This is a genomic window from Geodermatophilus sp. SYSU D00705 (assembly GCF_054050135.1).
This window is the reverse complement of record NZ_JBJGYT010000002.1, coordinates 80,303-105,392: the sequence shown is the minus strand read 5'-3', so window position 1 is coordinate 105,392 and position 25,090 is coordinate 80,303. Positions and strand designations below refer to the sequence as shown.

Genomic DNA, 25,090 nt, shown 5'->3' with positions numbered 1-25,090 from the left:
GGTGTCCTCCTCGCTTCCGCGGCGTCACAGCACCGCAGGAGCACACGGGACCCCGCAGGAGCGGCCGCCCGCACCGTGGGTGGACCGGTCGCGGAGGCGCCGCAGGGGCTCCCGATCGGGACACGGGGAGGGCTCAGCGCAGCAGGGGCACGGCACGTGGCCGTGGTGCGGTCCGGAGGACCGCAGTGACTCAGCGCGCGAGCGCGCGGTCGGTGGAGCGGACCGGCCGCAGCCAGGTGAGCAGGAACACAGCGACGGCGAGCCCGGCGGCCAGCCCGGCGAAGCCACCGGCGACCAGTGCCACGGGCAGCAGGTCGACGCCCTCGGTGACGCGGTCGCCCAGGTCGATGCCGGCGGCCAGCAGCAGCGCCCCCAGCGGGAGGAGCGCCAGCACGCTGGTCGCGGCGGTGACCAGGTGCGCGGTCCAGGTGCGCAGCGCCTCGTCGACGGGCACGTCGGCACCCTCGGCCGGCAGGGGGCGCGCCACGGTGCGCAGCAGCGCGATCTCGGCGAGGACCCAGGTCGCCAGCGGGACGACGAGGGCGACCCACCCGACGGAGGCGGGCAGGTTGTCGCGCTGCCACATGAGGGCGGCGGCCACCACCTCGGCGGCGACCATGACGCGCATCGCCCACACCAGGACGGGCGAGGCCTGCTCGGCGAACTTCGGCCGGCGCGGCGGGCTGCTCAGCCGCCAGCGGGGCCGGGGCCGGGTCGTCTCGGCGAGCACGACGCCCACCAGGAGGCCGACCAGCAGGGCCGGGGCCCAGAGGAACACCGAGGCCTCGGCGAACAGCACGATGCTCACCACGATGCCGACCAGCCCGAGCAGCCAGCCCAGCGCGCGCACCCGCCGTCCGTGCTGCGCCTGGCGCTGCAGCGTCGCGGTGCCCTCCGGCGTGGGAGTGGCGAACTCGACGGCGGCGACCGCGACCGCGCGGCGACCGGCGGCCAGCGCCCACGCGCGGGCGAGGAGCACACCGGGGACCAGCACGGCGATGAAGAGAACGACGGCGATGAGGCGGCCCACGCCCCTAGTGTCCACGCTTCGGCTGGGAGCGGGAGGACCGTCCTCCCGGCGTCAGGGCTGCGCGGGGATCCCGTCGTCCCAGGAGCCGAAGACCCGCTCCGCGTTCCTGGTCAGGGCCTCGCAGAGCTGGTCGAGCTCGACCCCGGTGACCTCGGCGAGCGCCCGCACGGTGAGCGGCACGAGCCGGGAGGCGTTGGGCCGGCCCCGGTGCGGCATCGGGGTGAGGAACGGCGAGTCGGTCTCGACGAGCAGCTGGTCGAGCGGGGTCAGGGCGGCGGCCTCGCGCAGGTAGCCGGCGTTGCCGAAGGTCAGGGTGCCGGCGAAGGAGAGCACGTGGCCGCGCTCGACGCAGGCCTTGGCGAAGGCGGCGTCGCCGGAGAAGCAGTGGAAGACGGTGTGCTCGGGAGCGCCCTCGTCCTCGAGCACCCGGAGGATCTCCTCGTGCGCGTCGCGGTCGTGGATGACCAGGGCGACGCCGCGCTCCGTGGCGATGCGGATGTGCGCCCGGAACGAGGCCTCCTGCGCCGCCCAGCCCTCGGGGCCGGTGCGGAAGCGGTCCAGCCCGGTCTCCCCCACCGCACGCACCCGCGGCAGCGCGGCGAGCCGGTCGATCTCGGCCAGGGCGTCGTCGGTGGCCGCGCCGGCGCCCGCCTCGTTCGGGTGCAGCGCGACGGCGGCCAGCACGTTGGGGTGCCGGGCCGCGAGCTCCGCCGACCACCGCGAGGAGCCGACGTCCACCCCGACCTGTACCAGCCGCGGGACGCCGACGGCCACGGCGGCGGCGATCTCGGCGTCCACCGCGGCGGCGTCCGGCAGCCGGTCGCTGTCGAGGGCGATGTCGAGGTGGGTGTGGCTGTCGATCGCCGGCGACGGGAGCGGCTCCGGGGACGGCGGCGGCTCCCCCCGCCGGTTGGCGCGGGAGGCGGCCGAGCGACTCACGTCGACCCTTCCTCCAGCCGCGCCAGCTCCTCCTCGACGATCGACTCGTCGAGCTTCTTGAACACCGGGGTGGGCGGCGCCAGCGGCGTCCCCGGCTGCAGCGGCCGGGACGCCCACACGGCCTGCGCGGCGTCGTAGTCGCCGGTGATGACCGGGTAGGGCGAGCCGTCGTCGAGGTCGGTGACCTCGTCGATCCGGGGCGCGGGCGACCACACGCCGGTGCCGCCGAGCAGCTCGTGGATCTTCTGCGCGGAGTGCGGCAGGAACGGCGTGAGCAGGGCGTTGCAGTCGCTGATCGCCTGCAGCGCGGTGTGCAGGACGGTGTCCCGGCGGGCCGGGTCCTCCTTGAGCTTCCACGGCGCCTGGTCGGACAGGTACTTGTTCGCCTCGCCGACCACCCGCATCGTCTCCGCGGCGGCGGCCTTCTGCCGGTTGCGGGCCAGCAGGTCGCCGATGGGCCCGAACGCGGCCTTCGTCGTCGCCAGCAGCGCCTGGTCGGCCTCGGTCAGCTCCCCGGGGGTGGGGACGGCGCCGACGTTCTTCGCCGCCATCGAGACCGAGCGGTTGACCAGGTTCCCCCAGCCCGCGACCAGCTCGTCGTTGTTGCGGCGGCGGAACTCCGACCAGGTGAAGTCGGTGTCCTGCGTCTCCGGCCCGGCGGCGGCGATGAAGTAGCGCAGCGCGTCGGCGTCGTACCGGGCCAGGAAGTCCCGCACGTAGATGACCACCTGGCGGGAGGAGGAGAACTTGCGCCCCTCCATCGTCAGGAACTCGCTGGAGACCACCTCGGTGGGCAGGTTGAGCCGGCCCAGCGAGCCCGGGGTGCCGCCCTTGTCGCCCTCGCCGTTGTAGCCGAGCAGCTGGGCGGGCCAGATCTCGGAGTGGAAGACGATGTTGTCCTTGCCCATGAAGTAGTAGGCGTCGGAGTCCGGCGTCTGCCACCACTGCCGCCAGGCGTCCGGGTCGCCGGAGCGGCGGGCCCACTCGATGGACGCCGACAGGTAGCCGACGACGGCGTCGAACCACACGTAGATCCGCTTGTCGGGGCGGTCGCGCCAGCCGTCGAGGGGCACCGGGACGCCCCAGTCGATGTCGCGGGTGTAGCTGCGCGGCTTGAGGTCGTCGAGCAGGTTGACGCTGAAGTTGAGGACGTTGGGCCGCCAGCTCGTGCGGGTGGCCAGCCAGTCGCCCAGCGCCCGGGTGAACGCCGGCAGGTCGAGGAAGTAGTGCTCCTCCTCGACGAACTTCGGGGTCTCGCCGTTGATCCGGCTGACCGGGTTGATCAGGTCGACCGGGTCGAGCTGGTTGCCGCAGTTGTCGCACTGGTCGCCGCGGGCGCCGTCGTAGCCGCAGATCGGGCAGGTGCCCTCGATGTAGCGGTCGGGCAGGGTGCGGCCGGTCGACGGGCTGATCGCGCCGAGCGTCGTCTGCGGGAAGACGTAGCCGTTCTTCAGCAGCCCCAGGAAGATCTCCTGGCTGATCTGCGCGTGGTTGACCGTGGTCGTGCGGGTGAACAGGTCGTAGCTCAGCCCGAGCGACTGCAGGTCGCCGACGATGATCCGGTTGTTGCGGTCGGCGATCTCCCGCGGCGTGATGCCCTCCGCGTCGGCGGCGACGGTGATCGGCGTCCCGTGCTCGTCGGTGCCGCTGACCATCAGCACCCTGTCCCCCACCATGCGGTGGTAGCGGCTGAAGACGTCCGAGGGGACGCCGAAGCCGGAGACGTGGCCGATGTGCCGCGGACCGTTGGCGTAGGGCCAGGCCACGGCGGTCAGGATGTGCCGATCACTCACGCCGACGAGAGTACGGAAGCGGCGTCCACCCGGTTCAGGGCTGGCTGGTGCCCGCCGTCGCCGGGGTCTCGGCCGGGGTCCCCGGCACCGGTGTGACGAGGACGACCGCGACCAGCGCCAGGCCGATGACGCCCAGCGTGGCCGCCCGCAGGACGGGGCGGGCCGGCCCCGGCTCCGGTCGGGAGGCGGCGGCGCGCGGCCCGGTCGCCGACCACGCCAGGGCGCTCGGTGCGCCGGCGAGCAGGAGCTTCCCCACGGGCACGCCGAGGAAGAGGAGCGCGAGCGGGAGCAGTGGCAGCGACGCCGTCAGCGGGTCGAGCAGCGGCGTGCCGAGGGCCAGCACCAGCAGGGCGGCGACCAGGGCGATCTCGGCGGTGGCCACGCCCGTGTACGTGCGCCGTCCGGACCCGTCGGCGAGCAGCAGCCCGCCGCCGGCGCACAGCACGACCCACGTCGCCAGGCCCAGCAGCACGGCGGCGACCACCGGTCCGGACGGCCGCGAGCCGACGAGCAGGAGGCCGTCGAGGCCGGTCAGCGCACCGGCGACCAGCGCCACGGCCTCCAGCCCGGCGAGCCCGGCGGCGGCCAGCACCGCCACCGGCGGCCGCGGCCGACCGGGCACGGGCGCCGTGGGGGTGGTGCTCGGATCGGGCACGGTGCAGCTCTCCCTGGCCGGGGACGACGGTCACCGGTCGGGTCGGCGCGGGCGGGAGCCCGCTGAACGCCCGTGGGGAGGGGCCTCACCCCTCCGGGGGAGTCAGCGGCGGGCGATGTTCTCGGCAGCCGGCAGCCGCTCTCCGGTGGCCATCCGGCTGCGTCGGCGGCCGTACACGAAGTACATGCCGATGCCGAGCAGCATCCAGACGAGGAAGCGCAGCCAGGTGTCGGTGGGCAGGTTCGTCATGAGCCACAGCGAGGCCAACGCCGAGACGATCGGCAGGACCGGCACCCACGGCACCCGGAAGGACCGGTGCAGGTCCGGACGGGTGCGCCGCAGCACCCAGACGCCGATCGACACGAGGAAGAAGGCGAAGAGCGTGCCGATGTTCACCAGCTCCGCGAGCGCGGTGAGCGGGACGAACCCGGCGAGCAGCGCGACCACGATCCCGGTGGCGATCGTGATGCGGTACGGGGTGCCGTACCGGTGGTGGACCTTCGCCAAGCCGGGCGGCAGCAGGTGGTCACGACTCATCGCGAACAGCACCCGGGACTGACCGAGCATCAGGATCATGACGACCGACGTGAGCCCGGCCAACGCGCCGAGCGAGATGATGCTCGAGAAGACCGGCATCCCGTTGGCCGAGAACGCGCCCGCCAGGGGTGCGGTCGCGCTCAGCTCGGTGTAGTTCTGCATGCCCACGACCACCAGGGAGACCGCCACGTAGAGGGCGGTGCAGATGGCCAGCGAGCCGAGGATCCCGCGCGGCATGTCCCGCTTGGGGTCCCGGGTCTCCTCGGCGGCGGTCGCCACGATGTCGAAGCCGATGAAGGCGAAGAACACGATCGCCGCGCCGGCCAGGACCCCGCCCCAGCCGTAGAGGCCGGGGCTGAACCCGGTGAGCACCGAGATCAGTGGCGTGTGCAGCCAGCCGCCCTCCCCCGCGGGCGCGGGCTCGGCCGGCGGGACGAACGGCGAGTAGTTGTCTGCCGTCACGTAGAAGAGCCCGACGACGATCACGAGAAGGACGACGGCCAGCTTGATGGCCACGATGATCGCGGTGACCCGCGAGGAGAGCTTGATCCCCAGGATCAGGACGCCGGTCATCACCAGCGTGATCACGATCGCCGGGATGTTCACCGTCGCCGTCTCTCCCGCGATCGACGACGGCAGCGGTGTGCCGACGTCGCCGAGCAGCTGGTTGAGGTAGCCCGACCAGCCCACCGAGACCGTGGCTGCGCCCAGGGCGAGCTCGAGGACGAGGTCCCAGCCGATGATCCACGCGATGAACTCGCCGAAGGTCGCGTACGAGAACGTGTACGCCGACCCGGCCACCGGCACGGTCGAGGCGAACTCCGCGTAGCAGAGTGCGGCGAGCCCGCAGACCACGCCGGCGATCACGAAGGAGATCGCGACCGCGGGGCCGGCCTGGTCGCGGGCGACGATGCCGGTGAGCACGAAGATGCCGGTGCCGATGATCACCCCGACCCCGAAGACCGTGAGGTCCAGGCCCGACAGGTTCTTCTTGAGCCGGTGTTCGGGCTCGTCGGTGTCGCGGATGGAGTCCTCGACGGACTTGACCCGGCGCGTGTTGACGGCCACGGCGTCCCCTCCTCGCGGGCCGGCACCTCCGCCGGCACTGCTCGCCCCCGGCAGCGTCGCACGGGCGCGATCAGCCCGCATGCCTACGCTGACACCTCGGACAGACCGCCTGAGGAGTGCGCATGACCGGCACCGAGACCCCGCGCAGCACCCCCGGGGGCATGCCGGCCGAGCCGTCGCCGCGTCCCCGCCCGGCGGGCCGGCCGCGCACCACGCCGTCCCGGCCCGACGGGGTCAGCCCGGTGGTCGACTGCGGGATCTACGTCGCCGGTCAGCGCCAGGAACCGGTCCACCCGCACGACGCGCTCGACGAGGCGGTCGCGCTCGGCGGCTTCGTCTGGCTGGGGCTGTACGCGCCGACGGAGGTGGAGCTGGGGTCGATCGCCGACCGGTACGGGTTGCACCCGCTGGCGGTCGAGGACGCCGTCTTCGCCCACCAGCGGCCCAAGCTCGAGCGGTACGACGAGGGACTGTTCATGGTGCTCAAGACCGCGACCTACGTGGAGCACGACCGGCTGACCGCGACCAGCGAGGTCGTCGACACCGGCGAGGTCATGGTGTTCCTCGGTCCCCACTACGTGATCACCGTGCGGCACGGGGAGCACGGCGGGCTGACCGACCTGCGCCGGAGCATGGAGGAGCAGCCGGACCTGCTCTGCCACGGCCCAGCGGCGGTGCTGTACGCGGTCGCCGACCACGTGGTCGACACCTTCGTCGACGTGGCCAGCGCCGTGGAGGAGGACGTCGACGAGCTGGAGGCGTCGGTGTTCAGCGACCGGCGCACCGACGACATCGGGCGGCTGTACCAGCTCAAGCGGGAGCTCATGTCGCTGCGCCGGGCGGTCTCCCCGCTGGAGGTGCCGCTGCAGAAGCTGGCCGAGCGGCGCATCGACGCCGTCCCGGAGGCCATGCGCTCCTACTTCCGGGACGTCGAGGACCACGCCATCCGCGTGCGGGACCAGATCGCGGCCCTGGACGAACTGCTCACGTCGATCCTGCAGGCCTCCCTGGCCCGGACCTCCCAGGCCGACAACGAGGACATGCGCAAGATCTCCGCGTGGGCCGGCATCATCGCCGTCCCCACGGCCATCGCCGGCATCTACGGGATGAACTTCGAGTTCATGCCCGAGCTGCACTGGCGCTTCGGCTACCCGCTGGTGCTGCTGGTGATCGTCAGCGCCTGCGTCCTGCTCTACCGGGGCTTCAAGCGCAACGGCTGGCTCTGAAGAGGCGGTGCCGGGGCCGCCCACCCGGGCACGGTTCGTGCGCAGATCGTGCTCTCGTCGACTCGGTGAGCACGATCTGCGCACGAACCGTGGTCAGCGGCCGAGCGCCGTCCGGATCATCGCCACCAGCCGCAGCGGGTCGCGCAGGTCCGCCGCGGTCACGAAGACGACCGTCCAGCCGGCCTCGCGCAGCCGGTTGAGCCGCCGGCGGTCCTTGCCGAACTGCCCCGCCTCGGCGTGCCAGAGCCCGTCGTACTCGACCGCCACCCGGAGCCCCGGCCACGCGAAGTCGACCTGGGCGACGAAGCGCCCTTCGTGCCGCACGACGTACTGCGCGACCGGGGCCGGCAGCCCGGCACGCTCCATGAGCAGCCGCACCCTGGTCTCCTGCGGCGACCCCGCGAGCCCGTCGGCCCGCGCACAGATCCGCCGGACCCGCGGGGAGGCCGCCCCGGGGCGCGCCGCCCGGTCACGCACGGCCGCGAGGTCCACCATCCCCGCGACGACCATGCGATCGAGCGCGACGACGGCCTCGTCGTCGGCCAGCAGCGACGCGACGCGGACGGCGGTGAGCACGCGGCCGGTCAGGCGGACGCGCCCGCGGCAGCACACGTCCTCGGGGTCGAGGCGCGCCCGCCGGACCCGCAGGCCGGCCACGCGACGGGCGGAGGAGCCCGGCGGCGCCGTGAGCTCGACGTCGTCCTCCGGGCCGGCGAGATCGACGCCCCACAGCACTGCGGCACTGGGCCCGGACACCACGGCACCGGGCACGATCAGCCCGGCCGCGGCGACGGACCGCAGCCGGTGCGTGACCGGCGTGGTCGCGTCGACGTAGACGTCGTGGAAGAGACGGCGGAACGCCGGACCGCGCAGCCGGCTGCTCGTCACGACACCGTGCGCGACCGCCTCGCTGCCGCGGAAGGGCCTGCCCACGAGCAGGGGCGGGACACGAGGGACGACGGGCATGCGTCGACCGTCGCAGCGCTGGGCGACCGGCAGTCAGGGAGCGTCCCCAGCCCGCGCGCTGTGCACAGATCGCCGTCCGGGCGCCCCGGAGCGCACGGTCTGTGCACATGTCGCGGTGCGAGCACCTGGACCCCGCGGGGTGTGCACAGATCGTCGTCCCCACCCCCACGAGAGGCCGGTTCGTGCACAGAACGTGGGGCCGCCCCGCGCGAGCCGTCAGGGGGACTTCGCGGCGACCACGGCGTCGTAGACGGTGCGGCGGGGCAGCCCGGTCCGGACGACGACGGCGCGGATGGCGTCCTTGCGGGTGGCGCCCGCCGCCTCCTCCGCCGCGACCTCCGCGGCCAGTTCCGCCGGCGTGAGCGACACCGGCCCGGCCGGCGCCCCGCCCACCACGAGGGTGATCTCGCCCTTCACGCCCTCGGCGGCCCACGCGGCCAGCTCGGCCAGCGGACCGCGGCGGACCTCCTCGTGGGTCTTGGTCAGCTCCCGGCAGACGGCGGCCTCGCGCTCGGCGCCGAACGCCGCGACCGCGTCGGTCAGGGCGTCGGCCAGCCGGTGCGGGGACTCGAAGAACACCATCGTGCGGCGCTCGTCGGCCAGCCCGGCCAGCCGTGACCGTCGCTCCCCGCCCTTGCGCGGCAGGAACCCCTCGAAGCAGAACCGGTCGACCGGCAGGCCCGAGACCGCCAGCGCCGTCGTCACCGCCGAGGGCCCGGGCACCGAGGTGACCTCGACGCCGGCGTCGATCGCCGCCCGCACCAGGGTGTAGCCGGGGTCGGAGACCGACGGCATCCCGGCGTCGGTGAGCAGCAGGACGGTCGCGCCGGAGGTCAGCGCGGTCAGCAGGCCGGGCAGCCGCGCGCGCTCCACCGACTCGTGGAACGTCACCACCCGGCCGGCGAGCGTCACCCCGAGGTCGGCGGCCAGCCGGTGCAGCCGGCGGGTGTCCTCGACGGCGAGGACGTCGGCGGTGGCCATGACCTCCCGCAGTCGCGGGCCGACGTCGCCGGGCTGTCCCAGGGGGGCGCCGCCGAGCACCAGACGTCCACTCACACGTCCGAGCCTGTCACGGCGGGTGCCGTCGGCCCCCTCAGGGGCCCGGCGCGAGCCTGCGAGTGCCGGGGGGCAGGGGGGTCCTTTCACTACCCTGGCCCTCATGGCGGTGCTGGCTCCCGAGCGCACGGACCGGGGGCCCGACGAGCCCCGGCCGACGCCCGTCCGCCGCTGGCCACTGCCGCGCCCGCGCCGCGACCGGACGCCGCCGCTGCCGCCCGACCGGTGGCTGTCCTGGGCGCTGGCCGCGGTGCTCGGCGGGGCGACGCTGGTCAGCCGGCTGTGGGACCTGGGCTACCCGTCCGACCTGCTCTTCGACGAGGCCTACTACCCGCCCGAGGCGCGGGAGCTGCTCGAGTGGGGCCACGAGTACAACCGCGGCTACACGTTCATCGTCCACCCGCCGCTGGGCAAGTGGCTCATCGCCGGCGGCATCCACCTGTTCGGCTACGACTCGTTCGGCTGGCGGGTGCCGTCGGCGGTCGCGGGCACCGTCTCGGTCGTCGTCCTCGCTCGGCTGGGACGGCGGCTCACCGGCTCCACGCTGCTCGGCCTGATCGGCGGGCTGCTGCTGGCGCTGGACGGCTTCGCGTTCTCGCTGTCGCGCATCGGCCTGCTCGACGTCTTCCTCCAGGTCTTCGTCCTCGGCGCGGTCGCCTGCCTGGTCGTCGACCGGGACCGGGTGCGCGCCCGCATCCGGGCGGCCGGCGGGCTGGCGGCGGGGTTCGCGCTCGGCCCGCGCGGCTGGCGCCTGGCCGCTGGGGCCCTGTTCGGGTGCGCGTGCGCGGTGAAGTGGAGCGGGGTGTACTTCCTCGCGCTGTTCGCCGTCCTGTCGGTGTTCTGGGACCGTGCGGCCTGGCGGGAGGCCAGCGTCCGCCGTCCCACCCTCGTGGCCGCCCGCCGCGGGCTGCCCGGGGCGCTCTGGGCGCTGGCGGTGGTGCCGGTGCTCACCTACCTGGCCAGCTTCACCGGGTGGTTCCTCGGCGAGACGTCGCAGGGCAAGGTCTGGGCGCAGCAGAACCCGGAGACGGCGTTCCCGTGGGTGCCCGACGCGCTGCGCTCGCTGTGGCACCAGCACGCCGAGTGGCTGCGGTTCCACAACAGCCTGTCGACGCCGCACCCGTGGGAGTCCGGGCCGTGGTCGTGGCTGGTCGACGGGCGGCCGATCCTGCTGTGGAACCCGCAGGGGCTCACCGACGCCGCGGGTGAGCAGGTGGTCCGCTACATCCTGATGCTGGGCACCCCGACGCTGTGGTTGGCCTTCGCACCGGCGCTGGTCTGGCTGGCCTGGCGGCTGGTCGCCCGCCGGGACCCCGCCGCGCTGGTCCTGGCGACCGCGATCGCCGCCGGGTGGGGCACCTGGTTCCTCAACCCCGAGCGCACGATGTTCATCTTCTACATGGCGCCGGTGGTGCCGTTCTTCGTGCTCGCGGTCGTGCTGGTGCTGCAGGACGTGCTCGGCCGGCCCGGCGCCGAGCCGTGGCGCCGCCAGCTCGGGCTCGGCGTGGTGGCCACCTACGTGGGGATCGTCGCGGCGACGTTCGTCTTCTTCCACCCGGTGCTCAGCGGGCAGCCGCTGACGCACGCGGAGTGGCTGGACCGCATGTGGTTCCCGTCATGGTTCTGACACCGGGTGGCGCCGAACTGCAGGCCGCGGCCGTCCGCACCCGCGCCTGAGCCCCGCATCCTCCGTACGGTGACGGTCGAGGACGACGCACCGGCACGGAGGAGACGGCGATGACCAGCGCACAGGAGCGACCCCGGGTGCTCGCCGAGGCCGACGGCGACGTCTGGCGCATCACCCTCGACCGCTCGGAGACCGGCAACGCCATCGACCCGGCGATGGCCGCGGAGCTCGCGGCCGCGCTGCAGGCGCGGCCCGGGTCGGCCCGGACGGTGCTGCTGCTGGGCAACGGCGAGCGGTTCTGCGTGGGCGGCGACGTGCGCGCGTTCTCCTCGGTGGAGGACCCCGGCGGCTACGTCGGGCAGCTGGCGCACGACTGGCACGAGGTCATCCGGGCCCTGCTCTACTGCCCGGTCCCGGTCGTCGCCGGGGTCCAGGGCGCGGTGGCCGGCGCCGGGATCGGCCTCATGGGCGCCTGCGACATCGTCGTCTGTGCCCGCTCCACCAAGATCCGCCCGGCCTACGGGGCGATCGGCTACTCCCCCGACGGCGGCAGCTCGTGGGCGCTGACCCGCGCGCTGGGCGCCCCGCGGGCGCTGGAGCTCATGCTGACCAACGGCGCCCTGACCGCGGCGGAGGCGCACATGTTCGGCCTGGTCGCCCGCCTCGTCGAGGACGAGGAGGTGCACGAGTCGGCGATCGCACTGGCGCACGCGGTGGCGGCCGGCCCGGTGCGGGCGATGGTGCGCACCCGCGCGCTGGTGCGGCAGGCCGCCGTCCGGACCCTCGAGCAGCAGCTGGACGACGAGGCGCGGCTGATCGCCGAGTCCGCCGCCGACCCGGAGGGCCGGGAGGGCGTGCGTGCCTTCATCGACAAGCGCCAGCCGGACTTCCGCGGCACCGCCTGAGCCCGGGTCGGCCGACCGCCGTCCAGGGACGACGACGGCGGGTTCCCCGGCGGCGCCCCGGGTACCACCGATCGCGGCGTCCCGGATCGGGAAGGGGCGCCACCGACCGCAGGCGCCCGGCGTCGCACCGCGGCCACGGGAGCGCCCCAGACACCGGGAGCAGCGATGGGTCTACCTGCACGAGACGCGGCACGGAACTGGGTCGGGCGGACGGTCGTCGACCGCCAGGGCACCCCGATCGGCCCCTGCACCGCCGTCCTGGCGGACGAGGCCACCGGGCTCCCGGAGTGGATGTACGTGGAGGTCGACGAGGCCAGCGCGGTCGTCCCGGTCGTCGACGCGGCCGAGACCGGAGACCAGGTGCGCGTGACCGTGAACCGCGCGCAGGTCGTCGGGGCGCCGTCGGTCGGCGACACCCGCCGGCTGTCCGAGGCCCAGGAGGAACAGCTCTACCGGCACTACGGGATCGACTACTCGCGCCAGACGTCGGAGAGCCTGCTGCCGGCCGACGACACGAGCGCCCCCGCAGCGGCCTCGCCATCCGGCGTCGACGACGCGGCCCCCGCCGCCCGCCGCCGGTCGGTACCGGTGGTCAGCGCGGTCGCGGGCCTGGCGGCGCTCGTCGCCGTGGTCCGGCGGTCCCGGGCGCGGCGACAGCTCGCACACGTGACCTGGACCGGACGGCTCTGGGCCCGGCGACCCTGGGCACCGCGGCCACCGACCGCTGCCGAGCGGGCGGCCCGGCGCGTCCACGAGGCGTCGCTCGTGGCCCGACGACTCGCCGCGACGACCACGCGGGCAGGCGCGACGGCCGCGGCACGGGTGCGGGCACGGACGATGGGCTGACCTCCGGCAGCGCCGATCAGACCGCCGACTGCGGTTCGAGGACGAAGACCTCCCAGGCCGGGACACCGGCGCTGTCGGTCGCGGTCACGGTGACCTCCATGCGGGTGCCCTCGCCGTGGTCGACGAACGGCCGGGAGTAGTCCGGCCCCTCGACCGTCTCACCCGGGTGCTCGTGGCAGCCTCCGCCGCTGCAGTGCACGAGCACCTCGGTCCACCGGACCGTCAGCAGCCCGTCCTCGGCGTCGACCGCCGTCGCCGACGCCTGCACCAGCTCCCCCGGCACCCAGCGCCGGTCGGGCGGCGGTGCGCTGAGCGTCAGCACCGGCGGGCTGTTCCCCGGGACGACGGTCATCGTGGCGGTGTCCTGCGCCCCGCCGGGGTCGGTGACCGTCAGCGTCGCGGTGAACGGCTCCACCCCGGAGCCGGCGTAGGAGTGCACGACCTGCGGGCCGTCGGCCACGGCGCCGTCGCCGAGGTCCCAGCGCGCGGTCAGCGGGTCGCCGTCGAGGTCGCTGGAGCCGCTGCCGTCGAAGGTCACGGTGCGCGTCGGGGCGTCCACCGTGGCCGCGGCCTGCGCGGTCGGGGGGCGGTTGCCGGGCGCGTACACGAGCCGGTCCAGCACGCTGCCCCGGATGTCGGCCCACACGACGTCGCCGTTCTCCGGGTGCGGCCGGAAGGCGACCGGCGCCCCGAGCTCCGCGGCGAAGCCGTCGGCCTCGGGCGGGCGCACGAGCTGGCCCGCCGCGTCGGAGCGCAGGGTGTAGACCCGCTGGGCCGAGTAGTCGCCGAAGAAGTACGCCCCCTGGTACTCCGGCGGGTAGGCCGTGCCGGTGTAGACCAAGCCGCCGGTGACCGCGGTGCCCGCCGGCCCGTGCGGATAGGTCCACAGGGGGGCGGTGTTGGGCACGCCCTGGCACCCGGGCAGCTCGGCGTAGCCGGGGGTGGGACCTTCCCCCTCCCAGCAGGGCCAGCCGTAGCCGGCACCCGGGCGGACGACGTCGACCTCCTCCCACGCCGTCCAGCCGACGTCGCCCACGACCGGCGCACCGGTGACCGGGTCGAGGCTCAGCCGGAACGGGCTGCGGAAGCCGCCGGCGTAGACCCGGCTCTGCCAGGCGAACGGGTCGGCGGGGTCGAAGAACGGGTTGTCGGGCACCCCACTGCCGTCGGGCAGGACGTGCAGGAGCTTGCCGTAGCCGGTGGTGGGGTCGAGGGCGCGCAGGGCCAGCGGGTCGGCGTCCACGTAGCCCGCGCTGTCCCCGATGGTCACCCACAGGGTGCCGTCGGGGGCGGCGAGCAGGCCCGTGAGGCCGTGCGCGTCGGACGTCGCCGGCAGCTCGAGCACGATCCGCTCGTCGGCCAGTCCGGTCGGCTGCGGGCCGCCGACGAGGGTCCAGGCGCTCAGCCGCAGCATCCACTGCCCGTCCACGTCGAGCGCGCGGCCGGTGTAGAGCGTGGCGCCGTCGGGGGCGGGCGCGACGGCCACCAGGCCCAGGTCGTTGCGGGTGACGACCGGCAGCTCGGCGAGGGTGCGGGCCTCCCCCGCCGCCGACACCCAGGCCACCCGGCCGTTCTTGCCGGTGGTCACGTAGCTGCCGTCGGGCAGGAACGCGAAGTCGGTGAGCAGTTCGTCCTGCCCGCTCGGCAGCTCCTGGACGACGAACCCCGGCGCCAGCACCGGGACGGCCGCGGCCGGGGCGGCGGTCACCACGGACGTGCCGAGGACGACCGCCGTCGCGACGCCGAGGTGCGTGACGGTGGCACGGGCCTGATGCCGGCTCATGGGCAGCGACGCTCCCCCAACGCGTCGGCGCGCCACAAACGCGGACCCCGGGGACCCGTGCGGTGCGGCACCGTGCGTGGTCACCCGGGCGCGCAGCGGTCGGCAGAGACGCAGCAGCCCCGCTCCGGGGGGACCCGGGCGGGGCTGCTGGACTGTCGGGTGGAGCTGAGGGGATTTGAACCCCTGACCCCCTCGATGCGAACGAGGTGCGCTACCGGTCTGCGCCACAGCCCCTGACGAACGGAGAGCTTACCGCCCGCGTGCTCCGGCGCCGCCACGGGGGGCGGCGCCGGAGCGTCGCCCTAGCCGTTGGCGACCTTCCGGGGCTGGTAGACGTCGATGTCGGCGAAGCCGATGTCGTCGTCGTCGAGGCCCACGACCGCGCTGTTCTGCCAGCCCGCGGGCGCCGCGGCGCGGGCCGCCACCACCCGGCCCGGGCGCAGCGGGTGCACCGGGGCGAGCGGCAGGCTCGGGTGCGGCAGGCCGACGGTGTGGTGCACCTCCTCGGCGACGGGCGCCTCCTCGACCTCCTCCACCGCCGGACGGGGTGCCGGCACCGGGCGCGCCGCGGGGCGCTCGGCCGGCCGGCGCGCGGCACGGGCGGCGGCGCGCGCGGCGCGGCGGGCGGCCAGCCGCTCGCGACGGGCGGCGGCGCGCAGCACCATCAGGTAGCCGACGACGGCCACGTCGAGCAGGCCCTGGGCGATCCACAGCCACGGGCTGTAGAGGATCGCGCCGGCCAGCGCCAGCAGCGTCAGGGCGACCAGGCCGGCCAGGGTGCGGCGCCGGACGGCGTGCACGTCGACCCGGAGCTCGCCGGAGGTCAGCAGCGCCGCCCGGTCGACGGAGACCCGCTCGGTCTCGGCGTGGAGCACGGGGTCCACCGCGCGCCGCCGCTGCAGCGTCCGCCCCGCGTCGGCGGGGACGGTCTGCGAGTCACCGCGGGTCACCACCATCGGCACCAGCACGACGAACCACAGCACGACCAGAGCGGCCAGAAGCACGCCGGATCCCATCAGAACACCACCCGTCACATGAGTCACTCGCCCGGCGAAGTTAAGGCCTGGACCACCCCGTTCGAGGGAGGCGCGCGGGCGTGTCACTGAGGTGTTGTGTGACTGGAGTGCCGTCGGGACGGCGTGTCGACAAAGAGTCACCCATCCACGCGACCCGTGCATGGTATGAGCCTCAGCGGGGTACACCCGCACGCCATCGCACGAGGACCCCCTCCGGGGCGTCCTCCGCGAGCAGCGCGTAGCACCGGTGGTCCCGCCAGTCGCCGTCGATGTCGAGGTAGCGGCGCAGCAATCCCTCGTGACGGAACCCGAGGCGTTCCACCAGTCGCCGGCTCGGGCCGTTCTCCGGCCGGATGTCGGCCTGCAACCGGTGCAGCTGCGCCGGCCCGAACGCGTGGTCGCACGCCAGGGCCACTGCCAGTGACGCGACGCCCCGCCCGGCCACGGCGCGGTCGATCCAGTAGCCCAGGCTCCCCGAGCGCAACGCCCCGCGGACGACGTTGTCGATGGTGACCTGTCCGGCCAGCCGCCCGTCCACGTGGACGACGAACGGCAGCGTCGTCCCCGCGGCGGCCCGGCGCAGCACGGCGCGGCGCATCACCCGGAACGACTGCGGCGAGTGCCGGGCCGCCCACGACGACGGGGCGCTGGGTTCCCACGGGGCCAGCCAGGACTCGTTGGCCAGCCGGACCCGGCTCCACTCGTCGGCGTCGCCGCGGCGCGGTGGGAGCAGCTCCACCGGACCCCACGCCAGCCGCGCGGGCCAGCCGGGGTGCAGGGCGGGGTCGGCCACGGGGTCCCGTCAGCCGCCGAGCAGCAGGGGCATGACGGTGACCAGCCCGCCGGCGGCCACCTCGGTGACGTCCTCGTCGATCACGATGAGGCAGTTGGCCCGCGCCATGCGGGCGAGCATCGCCTCGTCGCCGCCGCCGAGCGGCTCGACCACGTAGCCGCCGTCGGGGTGGCGCATCACCTGGCCGTGCAGGTACTGGCGGTACCCGAGCGGCGAGAGGAGCTGCTCGGCGGCGATCGCCTGCACGGTGCGGCGGAACAGCTGGCGCTTGCCGAGCATCAGCCGGATCGCGGGGCGCACGAACACCTCGAAGGCCACCAGCGCGGCGACCGGCTCACCCGGCACGCAGATGACCGGCACCGAGTCGCGGCCCAGCCGGCCGAACGCCTGCACCGGGCCCGGGTGCATCGTCACGGGCGAGAAGTGCATCCGGCCGAGCTCGGCCATGACCTCCTGCACCGCGTCGCCCTCGGTGGCGAAGGTGCCCGACACGAGCACCAGGTCGCTGCGCAGCAGCTGGCTCTCCAGCACCTCGGACATGCGGCGCCGGTCGGAGGGGACGATCCCCGACCGGTAGGCCTCCGCGCCCGCGTCACGGGCCGCGGCGGCCAGCGCGTAGCTGTTGACGTCGACGACCTGCCCAGGGCCCGGCGGCGTGCTGATGTCGACCAGCTCGCTCCCGGCGGACAGGACGGCGACCCGGGGCCGCGGGCGCACCTGCACGCGGTCGCGCCCCACCGCGGCCAGCAGGCTGATCTGGGCCGGCCCGATCGGCGTCCCCACCTGCACCGCGGCGGTGCCCGGCGCGACGTCGTCCCCCGCGCGACGCACGTAGCCGCCGGGCTCGACCGGCGCGTGGACGGCGACGGTGACCACGCCCCGGTCGGTCCACACCGCCGGGACGACGACGTCGGCACCGGCGGGCAGCATCGCGCCCGCGCTGACCTTCTGCGCCATGCCCGGGCCGATGGACGACGGGCCGCTCGGGCCCGCGACGGTCTCGCCCACCACCGCGAGGCGGGCCGGCTCCTCGAAGGAGGCGCCCTCCACGTCCAGAGCGCGGGCGGCGTAGCCGTCGAGCGCGGCCTGGTCGAAGGCGGGCAGGGCGCGCTGGCTGACGACCTCCTCCGCGCAGAGCAGGCCCTGCGCGTCGAGGACGGCGAGCTCGATCGCGTCCGGCTGCGGCACGGCCGAGAGGATCTCGTCGAGGTGCTGCTCGACCGTGCGCGGCGCGGGCGGCTCGGCGGCCGCGGGTGGCGGTGGCACCTGCCCACGGTCGATCGCCGTGGTCTCGTGGACCACCGCCGGTGCCTCGCGCAGCACGGTGCCCTGACGCAGGTCCATCGCCGTGGTGTCGCGCTGCCCTGCGGGCGCTCCGCTCGTCTCGTCCCCGGTCATGTCCACCACGGAGGACGATGCTCCCCCCTGAAGCGCTCGGTTCAGCCCTGCGACGCGCCCTCGGCGGGCAGGTCGGCGACGAAGTCGGTCAGCCAGGCCCGCAGCGGCGGGCCGAGGTCGTCGCGCTCGGCGGCCAGCTGGATGACCGCCTTGAGGTAGTCCAGGCGGTCGCCGGTGTCGTAGCGGCGGCCGTCGAACACCACGCCGTGCACCGGCTCCCCGCGCTCGACCAGCGTGGCCAGCGCGTCGGTCAGCTGGATCTCCCCGCCGCGGCCCGGGGCGGTCTCCCGCAGCACGCCGAAGACCTCCGGCGCCAGCACGTAGCGGCCGATGATCGCCAGGCTGCTCGGCGCCTCGTCCACCGGCGGCTTCTCCACCAGGCCGGTGATGGTCACCACGTCGGTGCCACCGGGCTCCACGGCGACGGCGCCGTACTTGTCGATGTTCTCCCGGCCGACGTCGAGCAGCGCGACCACGGAGCCGCCGTGCTCGGCCTGCACCTGCAGCATCTGCTCGAGGAGGTGGTCGCGGGCGTCGATCAGGTCGTCGCCGAGCAACACGGCGAACGGCTCGTCACCGACGAACGCGGCCGCCTGCAGCACCGCGTGGCCCAGGCCCCGCGCCTCGCCCTGCCGGACGAAGTGCACCTGGGCCACGTCGGTGGACTCCTGGACCGCGGCGAGCCGGCCGGCGTCACCCTTCTTCTCCAGCGCCGTCTCGAGCTCGGGGTGGCGGTCGAAGAAGTCCTCGATCGCGGCCTTGTTGCGGCCGGTGACCATGAGCACCTCGGCCAGCCCGGCGCGGGCGGCCTCCTCGACGATGTACTGCAGCGCCGGTCGGTCGACGACCGGGAGCAGCTCCTTGGGCACCGCCTTGGTGGCCGGCAGGAACCGGGTGCCCATCCCCGCGACCGGGATGACGGCCTTGCGCGCCGGGTGGGAGCTCGAAGTCGGCATGGCGGGAGCCTAGCCAGCGGCCGGGACGCCGCTCGGGGGGACGCCGGGCGGCGCACCGCTCGCGTGGCTAGCCTGCGGCGGTGACCCCAGCGGACGACGTGGCCGCCCGCAAGGCCGCGTTCCGCACGCGGCTGCTCGCCCGCCGCTCCGCCCGCCCGGCCGCCGAGCGCGCCGCCGCCGCGGCCGCGGTCACCACCGCACTGCTGCGCGGGCTGGCCGGCGTCCACACGCTGGCCGCGTTCGTGCCCGACCCCACCGAGCCCGGCGCCGGCCGGCTCCCGGCGGCGTACACCCGGCTCGGGGCGCGGGTGCTGCTGCCCGTGGTGCCCGCCACCGGCCGGGAGCTGTCCTGGGCCGTCGACACCGGCCGGCTGGCACCCGGCCGCTTCGGGCTGCAGGAGCCGGTGGGGCCCCGGCTGGGCCCGACGGCGATCGGCACCGCGGAGGTCGTCGTCGTCCCGGCGGTGGCGGTGTCCCGGGACGGGGTGCGGCTGGGGCGCGGCGGTGGTTACTACGACCGGGCGCTGCGGCACGCCCGTCCCGGCGCCCGGCTGGTGGCGCTGGTGTTCGACGACGAGCTGGTCGACGACCTGCCCGCCGAGCCGCACGACCACCGGGTGACCGCGGTGGTGACGCCGTCAGGGGGCTGGGAGGCGGTACCGCTCGGGGCCTGAGAGCATGATCACGCCCACGCCACCGACGCCACGGGAGCGCCCGTGTCACCCGAGATCGTCACCATCCTCGCGCTCGTCGTGATCTTCGCGATCGCGACGTTCCTGCCCATCAACATGGGCGCGCTGGCCTTCACGGCGGCGTTCATCGTCGGGACGCTGTCGGTCGGGTTGACCACCGACGACATCCTGACCGGCTTCCCCGCCGAGCTGGTGGTGACGCTGATCGGTGTCACGTACCTGTTCGCGATCGCGCAGAACAACGGCACCGTCGACCTGCTGGTCAGAGGTGCGGTGCGCCTGGTGGGCGGCCACGTCGCGGCGATCCCCTGGATCATGTTCTTCGTCACCGCGCTGCTGACCGCGATCGGCGCCCTCTCCCCCGCGGCGGTGGCGATCATCGCCCCGATCGCGCTCACCTTCGCCGTCCGCCACGGGATCAACCCGCTGCTCATGGGCATGATGGTCATCCACGGGGCCCAGGGCGGCGGGTTCTCGCCGATCAGCGTCTACGGCGTCACGGTCAACACGATCGTCGACGACGAGGGCCTGCCCAGCAGCCCGATCGCGGTCTTCCTCGGCAGCCTCTTCTTCAACCTCGCCATCGCCGTCGTCCTCTTCCTCGTGCTCGGCGGTCGCCAGCTCATCGGCCGGAAGGTGGCCGCCACGGTGCCGGCGGAGGCCGAGCCCGCGGAGGCCACCGTCGTCCGCGGGCACGGTGCGACTCCCGGCCCCGCGGTCGGCGGCGGCACCGGCGACGAGCGGACGACCGGTTCCGGCGGCTCGGGCGGCGAGCGGACGACCGGTTCCGGCGGCGGCGCGGGCGGCGCCCCGGAGGAGACCCCGAAGGTCACGCTCGACCAGATCCTCACCCTCATCGGCCTGGCGACCGTCGCCGTCCTGGCGCTGGTGTTCGACCTCGACATCGGGTTCGTCGCCATCACCGTCGCGACTCTGCTGGCCCTCTTCGCCGCCGCGCGGCACAAGAACGCCGTGAGCCAGATCAGCTGGTCGACCGTGCTGCTCATCGCCGGCGTGCTGACCTACGTGTTCGTCCTGCAGGAGGCCGGCGCGATCGACTACGTCGGTGAGGCGGTCACCGGCCTGGGCGCGCCACTGCTGGTGGCCCTGCTGCTCTGCTACATCGGCGCGGTGGTGTCGGCGTTCGCGTCGTCGGTCGCGATCATCGGGGTCGCCATCGCGCTGGCGGTGCCGTTCCTGCAGGCCGGGACCATCGGCGCCGTGGGCGTCGTGGTGGCCCTGTCGGTGTCCTCGACCATCGTCGACGTGAGCCCGTTCTCCACGAACGGCGCGCTGGTGCTGGCCAACGCCCAGGACGTCGACAAGGACCGCTTCTACAAGCAGATCCTCGCCTACGCCGGGATCGTCGTCGCCGTCGGGCCGCTGCTGGCCTGGCTGGTGTTCGTCGTCGTCCCGTCGTGGTTCTGACCGGAACGGAGAACTGCCCATGACCGAGCTCGCGAGGTCGTGCAAGGACACGGCACCGCTGGGAGCGAGTGCGACGAGCGCCAGCGAGGAGCCCTCGTGACCGGACCGCTCGACGGCGTCCTCGTCGTCGACCTGACCCGAGCCCTCGCCGGGCCGCACGCCGGGATGATGCTCGGCGACCTCGGCGCCCGCGTCATCAAGGTGGAGAACCCCGGCAGCGGGGACGACACCCGCGGCTGGGGCCCGCCGTTCGTCGACCCGGCCCAGGGCGAGCGGGAGTCGACCTACTTCCTGTCGACCAACAAGAACAAGGAGTCGATCACCCTCGACCTCAAGGACGACGGTGACAAGGCGCTGCTCACCGAGCTGATCCGCCGGGCCGACGTGCTGCTGGAGAACTTCCGCCCCGGCACCCTGGCCCGCCTGGGCTTCGGCACCGACGTGCTGGAGTCGCTCAACCCGCGGCTGGTCACCCTGTCGATCAGCGGGTTCGGCCACGACGGCCCCGAGGGCGGCCGGGCCGGCTACGACCAGATCGCCCAGGGCGAGGGCGGGCTGATGTCGCTGACCGGCTCGGGCCCGGAGGACCCCCAGCGGGTCGGCGTCCCGATCGGTGACCTGCTGGCCGGCATGTACGGCGCCTACGGCGTGCTGGCCGCGCTGCTCGAGCGCGAACGGACCGGCCGCGGGCAGGTGGTGCGCACGTCGCTGCTGGCCGCGATCGTCGGCGTGCACGCCTTCCAGGGGACGGCGTGGACGGTGGCCGGCAAGGTCGGTCACGCGCAGGGCAACCACCACCCGTCGATCGCCCCCTACGGCCTCTTCCACTGCAAGGGCGGCAGCGTGCAGCTGTCCTGCGGCTCGGAGGGCCTGTGGCGCAAGCTGTGCGCCGAGTTCGACCTGGACCCCGAGGCGCCCGGGATGGCCAGCAACGGCCAGCGGGTGGGCAACCGGCAGCAGGTGATCGAGCTGCTGGAGCGCACCTTCGCCGACATCACCCCCGAGGAGCTGCTGGGCCGGCTCGCCGCCGCCGGCATCCCGGCCGGGAAGGTCCGCACGATCGACGAGGTCTACACCTGGGACCAGACCCTCTCGCAGGGCCTGCTGGTCGACGTCGAGCACGAGACCCTGGGCCGGCTCCAGCTGCCCGGCCCGCCGCTGCGCTTCTTCGCCCCCGGCCCGGACGGCGAGACCGAGACCACCCGTCGCGACCACAGCGCGCCGCCCGTGCTCGGCTCGTCCAACGAGGCGATCCGCGCCTGGCTCCAGCAGTGAGCCAGCCGCTGGACGCCCGATCGCTGCGGGACCTCGTCCTCGACCCGGGTTCGTGGAAGACGTGGGACTCCCCCATCACGGTGGGCGACGTCTCCCCCGAGTACGCCGACGAGCTGGCCCGCGCGGCGGAGAAGACCCGCCAGGACGAGGCGATCATCACCGGCGAGGGGCTGCTGCGCGGCCGGCGGGTGGCGGTGATCGCCGGGGAGTTCGGCTTCCTCGCCGGCTCCATCGGGGTGGCCGCCGCCGAACGGCTCATCGCGGCCGTGGAGCGGGCCACCGAGGAGGGGCTGCCGCTGCTGGCCGCCCCGGTGTCCGGCGGCACCCGGATGCAGGAGGGCACCGTCGCCTTCCTGCAGATGATCGGGATCACCGCCGCGATCGCCCGGCACAAGGAGGCCGGGCTGCCCTACCTGGTCTACCTGCGGCACCCCACCTTCGGCGGCGTCCTCGCGTCGTGGGGCTCGACCGGGCACGTCACCATCGCCGAGCCCGGGGCCTCGATCGGCTTCCTCGGCGCACGGGTCTACCAGGCCCTCTACGGCGAGCCGTTCCCCGAGGGCGTGCAGACCGCCGAGAACCTGGCCGCCCACGGGCTCATCGACGCGGTCGTGCCGCACGAGGAGATCGCCGACGTCGCCGACCGGGCGCTGCGGGTGCTGGCCGCCCGGCAGACCTGGCACCTCGACGTCCGCGACGCCGAGCGGCCCCGGCCCGAGGACGGCACCGACGCCGACGACCCCGAGGACCACCGCAGCGCCTGGGACGTCGTCACCGCGTCGCGGCGCGAGGAGCGGCCCGGCGTCCGCCGGCTGCTGCGGACGGCGGCGACCGACATCGTCGGGCTCTCCGGGACCGGCGCCGGCGAGAAGGACCCCGGCCTGCTGCTGGCCCTGGCGCGCTTCGGCGGGGCGCCCTGCGTGGTGCTCGGGCAGGACCGGCGCGGGCAGTCGCTGACCGCGCCGCTGGGCCCGGCGGCGCTGCGGGAGGCCCGGCGCGGCATGCGGCTGGCCGCCGAGCTGCGGCTGCCCCTGGTGACGCTCATCGACACCCCGGGCGCGGCGCTGTCGAAGGAGGCCGAGGAGGGCGGGCTGGCCGCCGAGATCGCCCGGTGCCTGCAGGACCTCGTGATGCTCAAGGCCCCGACGCTGGCGGTGCTGCTGGGCCAGGGCACCGGCGGCGGGGCGCTGGCGCTGGTGCCGGCCGACCGGGTGCTGGCCGCGGCCAACGGGTGGCTCGGCCCGCTGCCGCCGGAGGGCGCGTCGGCGATCGTGCACCGCACCGTCGACCGCGCCGGTGAGATGGCCGCCTCCCAGGGCGTGCGCGCCACCGACCTGTGGCGGGCCGGCATCGTCGACCGCGTGGTGCCCGAGCGGCCCGACGCCGCCGACGAGCCGGTGGAGTTCTGCCGCCGGCTGGGGCGGGTGCTCGGCGAGGAGCTGGCCAACCTGCTCGGGCGGGACGACGGCGAGCGCTTCCGCAGCCGGCTGCACCGCTACCGCCACCTCGGCCGCTGAGGCGTCGCCGTCCTGTCAGGCCGCGGGGCTCTCCGCCCCCGCCAGGCCCCACGCGGCGGCGACGAGCTCCAGGCTGCGCAGCCGCTCCGCGACCCCGTGCGTGGACGCCGACAGCATCAGCTCGTCGGCGCCGGTGTCGGCGGCCAGCCGGCGCAGCTGTGCCACGGCGCCGGCGACGTCCCCGATGACCGCGTTGCTCGGCATCGCCTCGGCGGCGGCCCGCTCCGGATCGACCTGGGCCTCCTCGACGCTGGGCAGCGCCCGGGGCCGGTTCATCCGCAGGGACAGCCGCATGAGCTGACCGGGCAGCGCGAGCCGGCGGGCCTCCTCCTCGGTCTCGGCCGCCAGCACGTTCGCGGTGACGATGGTGAACGGCTCCTCCAGCACCGGGGAGGAGCGGAAGGTCTCGCGGTAGAGGCCGACGGCGGTCAGCACGTTCGGGCCGCCGAAGTGGTGGGCGAAGGCGAACGGCACCCCGAGGTGGCCGGCCAGCTGCGCGGAGAAGCTGCTGGACCCCAGCAGCACGACCGCGGGCGCGGACTCCGCCGCCGGGGTGGCCCGGAAGCGCTCGGCGAGGCCGCCCTCGACCCGCGGGTCGCCGAACAGGCCGAGCAGGTCGATGAGGTGCTGGGGGAAGTCGTCGGCCGACAGCGCCGCGGGGTCGCGCCGCAGCGCCGCCGCGGTCTGCTGGTCGGTGCCGGGGGCGCGGCCGATGCCCAGGTCGATCCGGCCCGGGTGCAGGGCCTCCAGGACGGCGAACTGCTCGGCGACGACCAGCGGCGCGTGGTTGGGCAGCATGACGCCGCCCGAGCCGACCCGGATCCGCTCGGTGACCGCGGCCAGGTGGGCGATCAGCACCGGCGGGCTGGTGCTCGCCACCGCCGGCATGTTGTGGTGCTCGGCCACCCAGAGGCGTGAGAACCCCAGCCGGTCGGCGGACTGCGCGACGCGGGTGGTGGCCGCGAGGGCCTCGGCGGTGGACTGCCCCGAGCCGACGGTGGCCAGCTCGAGGACGGACAGCGGCAGCGGCTCGGACATCACCGGCGGCAACGCGCGCCGGGCGCCCGGCCTTCCCCGGTCAGGACGCGTCCGCGCCGTGCTCGACGCGCAGGCTGTGGTCGGGGTCCAGCCGGTCGACGACGAGTTCCAGCGCCTCGCCGAGGGCGCGGGTCTGCTCGCGGGTGAGCGGCTCGAACAGCGCGGCCCGGACGGCGTCGACGTGACCGGGAGCCACCGACCGGACGACGTCCCACCCCGCGTCGGTGAGGACGGCGAGGTTGCCCCGGCCGTCGTCCGTCGAGCGCTCGCGCCGCACCCAGCCCCGCTCCTCCAGCCGGGCGACGGTGTGCGACAGGCGGCTCTGCGACTGGTTGGCCCGGCGGGCGAGGTCGCTCATCCGCCGGCTGCGGCCCGGCGCCTCCGACAGCATCGCGAGGACGACGTACGCCGCGTGACTGATGCCGGCGTCCCGCTGCAGCTGCGCGTCGAGGACCCGCGGCACCAGTTCGGCGGCGGTCAGCCACGCCCGCCAGGTCCGCTGCTGCTCCTCGTCCAGCCACTCCTGCGCCACGAGGGGGACCGTAC

At 74.9% G+C, this 25,090-nt stretch carries 22 protein-coding genes and 1 tRNA gene; 8 read left to right on the top strand and 15 right to left on the bottom strand.

Annotation, left to right across the window (positions count from 1 at the left end; all coding sequences use genetic code 11):
• Positions 1–190: 190 nt before the first annotated feature.
• From ACI78Q_RS01955 to ACI78Q_RS01935, 5 genes are all read right to left on the bottom strand, one after another.
• A complete protein-coding gene (locus tag ACI78Q_RS01955; RefSeq protein WP_456921630.1) occupies positions 191–1,030 on the bottom strand; it encodes a hypothetical protein in 840 nt (279 codons plus the stop codon).
• Between the two features lie 51 nt (positions 1,031–1,081).
• Positions 1,082–1,969, bottom strand: coding sequence for a TatD family hydrolase (locus tag ACI78Q_RS01950; RefSeq protein WP_456921629.1), 888 nt, complete (start codon positions 1,967–1,969; stop codon positions 1,082–1,084).
• Positions 1,966–3,762 (bottom strand): methionine--tRNA ligase, encoded by a 1,797-nt coding sequence (gene metG / locus ACI78Q_RS01945; protein WP_456921628.1) that lies wholly within the window; start codon positions 3,760–3,762, stop codon positions 1,966–1,968. The genes ACI78Q_RS01950 and metG overlap by 4 nt, the downstream gene beginning before the upstream one ends.
• 34 nt (positions 3,763–3,796) lie before the next feature.
• The gene (locus ACI78Q_RS01940; RefSeq protein ID WP_456921627.1) at positions 3,797–4,417 is read right to left on the bottom strand and encodes a hypothetical protein; all 621 of its coding nucleotides are present in this window, start codon (positions 4,415–4,417) and stop codon (positions 3,797–3,799) included.
• A 102-nt stretch (positions 4,418–4,519) separates the two neighbouring features.
• Complete coding sequence (locus ACI78Q_RS01935) at positions 4,520–6,022, bottom strand: amino acid permease (RefSeq protein WP_456921626.1); 1,503 nt, start codon at positions 6,020–6,022, stop codon at positions 4,520–4,522.
• Between the two features lie 122 nt (positions 6,023–6,144).
• Here ACI78Q_RS01935 and corA point away from each other — a divergent pair, with 122 nt between their 5' ends.
• The gene (gene corA, locus ACI78Q_RS01930) at positions 6,145–7,248 is read left to right on the top strand and encodes a magnesium/cobalt transporter CorA (RefSeq protein ID WP_456921625.1); all 1,104 of its coding nucleotides are present in this window, start codon (positions 6,145–6,147) and stop codon (positions 7,246–7,248) included.
• 93 nt (positions 7,249–7,341) lie between these two features.
• Here corA and ACI78Q_RS01925 read toward each other — a convergent pair whose 3' ends face one another.
• Together ACI78Q_RS01925 and rsmI are read right to left on the bottom strand one after the other, a co-directional pair.
• Positions 7,342–8,214 carry an endonuclease domain-containing protein gene (locus tag ACI78Q_RS01925; protein ID WP_456921624.1) on the bottom strand — a complete coding sequence of 291 codons (873 nt, stop codon included), beginning with the start codon at positions 8,212–8,214 and terminating at the stop codon, positions 7,342–7,344.
• 216 nt (positions 8,215–8,430) lie between these two features.
• Positions 8,431–9,270, bottom strand: coding sequence for a 16S rRNA (cytidine(1402)-2'-O)-methyltransferase (gene rsmI, locus ACI78Q_RS01920; protein WP_456921623.1), 840 nt, complete (start codon positions 9,268–9,270; stop codon positions 8,431–8,433).
• Positions 9,271–9,373: 103 nt separating this feature from the next.
• Between rsmI and ACI78Q_RS01915 the strand changes: the two genes are divergently transcribed.
• From ACI78Q_RS01915 to ACI78Q_RS01905, 3 genes are all read left to right on the top strand, one after another.
• Complete coding sequence (locus ACI78Q_RS01915) at positions 9,374–10,897, top strand: dolichyl-phosphate-mannose--protein mannosyltransferase (protein ID WP_456921622.1); 1,524 nt, start codon at positions 9,374–9,376, stop codon at positions 10,895–10,897.
• Between the two features lie 110 nt (positions 10,898–11,007).
• A complete protein-coding gene (locus tag ACI78Q_RS01910; RefSeq protein ID WP_456921621.1) occupies positions 11,008–11,802 on the top strand; it encodes an enoyl-CoA hydratase/isomerase family protein in 795 nt (264 codons plus the stop codon).
• A 165-nt stretch (positions 11,803–11,967) separates the two neighbouring features.
• Positions 11,968–12,648 (top strand): hypothetical protein, encoded by a 681-nt coding sequence (locus tag ACI78Q_RS01905; RefSeq protein WP_456921620.1) that lies wholly within the window; start codon positions 11,968–11,970, stop codon positions 12,646–12,648.
• Positions 12,649–12,664: 16 nt separating this feature from the next.
• Here ACI78Q_RS01905 and ACI78Q_RS01900 read toward each other — a convergent pair whose 3' ends face one another.
• The 6 genes from ACI78Q_RS01900 to galU all read right to left on the bottom strand — a co-directional run bounded on the left by ACI78Q_RS01900 (position 12,665) and on the right by galU (position 18,594).
• Complete coding sequence (locus ACI78Q_RS01900; protein ID WP_456921619.1) at positions 12,665–14,431, bottom strand: PQQ-dependent sugar dehydrogenase; 1,767 nt, start codon at positions 14,429–14,431, stop codon at positions 12,665–12,667.
• A gap of 160 nt (positions 14,432–14,591) precedes the next feature.
• Positions 14,592–14,665 (bottom strand) — tRNA-Ala (locus ACI78Q_RS01895).
• 68 nt (positions 14,666–14,733) lie between these two features.
• A complete protein-coding gene (gene sepX / locus ACI78Q_RS01890) occupies positions 14,734–15,435 on the bottom strand; it encodes a divisome protein SepX/GlpR (protein ID WP_456921618.1) in 702 nt (233 codons plus the stop codon).
• A 184-nt stretch (positions 15,436–15,619) separates the two neighbouring features.
• Positions 15,620–16,240 carry a GNAT family N-acetyltransferase gene (locus ACI78Q_RS01885; RefSeq protein WP_456921617.1) on the bottom strand — a complete coding sequence of 207 codons (621 nt, stop codon included), beginning with the start codon at positions 16,238–16,240 and terminating at the stop codon, positions 15,620–15,622.
• A gap of 9 nt (positions 16,241–16,249) precedes the next feature.
• Positions 16,250–17,638 carry a molybdotransferase-like divisome protein Glp gene (gene glp, locus ACI78Q_RS01880; RefSeq protein WP_456921616.1) on the bottom strand — a complete coding sequence of 463 codons (1,389 nt, stop codon included), beginning with the start codon at positions 17,636–17,638 and terminating at the stop codon, positions 16,250–16,252.
• A gap of 41 nt (positions 17,639–17,679) precedes the next feature.
• A complete protein-coding gene (gene galU / locus ACI78Q_RS01875; protein ID WP_456921615.1) occupies positions 17,680–18,594 on the bottom strand; it encodes a UTP--glucose-1-phosphate uridylyltransferase GalU in 915 nt (304 codons plus the stop codon).
• An 80-nt stretch (positions 18,595–18,674) separates the two neighbouring features.
• Between galU and ACI78Q_RS01870 the strand changes: the two genes are divergently transcribed.
• From ACI78Q_RS01870 to ACI78Q_RS01855, 4 genes are all read left to right on the top strand, one after another.
• Positions 18,675–19,268 (top strand): 5-formyltetrahydrofolate cyclo-ligase, encoded by a 594-nt coding sequence (locus ACI78Q_RS01870; RefSeq protein ID WP_456921614.1) that lies wholly within the window; start codon positions 18,675–18,677, stop codon positions 19,266–19,268.
• 42 nt (positions 19,269–19,310) lie between these two features.
• On the top strand, positions 19,311–20,714 hold the full coding sequence (locus tag ACI78Q_RS01865; RefSeq protein ID WP_456921613.1) for an SLC13 family permease: 1,404 nt from the start codon (positions 19,311–19,313) through the stop codon (positions 20,712–20,714).
• 96 nt (positions 20,715–20,810) lie between these two features.
• Entirely contained in the window at positions 20,811–21,989 is a 1,179-nt protein-coding gene (locus ACI78Q_RS01860; protein ID WP_456921612.1) for a CaiB/BaiF CoA transferase family protein, read from the top strand.
• The gene (locus ACI78Q_RS01855) at positions 21,986–23,506 is read left to right on the top strand and encodes a carboxyl transferase domain-containing protein (protein ID WP_456921611.1); all 1,521 of its coding nucleotides are present in this window, start codon (positions 21,986–21,988) and stop codon (positions 23,504–23,506) included. Before ACI78Q_RS01860 ends, ACI78Q_RS01855 begins: the two co-directional genes overlap by 4 nt.
• Before the next feature lie 15 nt (positions 23,507–23,521).
• On the opposite strand, the gene ACI78Q_RS01850 is transcribed toward ACI78Q_RS01855, so the two are convergent.
• Positions 23,522–24,544, bottom strand: a complete 1,023-nt coding sequence (locus tag ACI78Q_RS01850) for an LLM class flavin-dependent oxidoreductase (protein ID WP_456921610.1) — start codon at positions 24,542–24,544, stop codon at positions 23,522–23,524.
• A gap of 40 nt (positions 24,545–24,584) precedes the next feature.
• The gene (locus tag ACI78Q_RS01845) at positions 24,585–25,076 is read right to left on the bottom strand and encodes a MarR family winged helix-turn-helix transcriptional regulator (protein ID WP_456921609.1); all 492 of its coding nucleotides are present in this window, start codon (positions 25,074–25,076) and stop codon (positions 24,585–24,587) included.
• Positions 25,077–25,090: the final 14 nt, after the last annotated feature.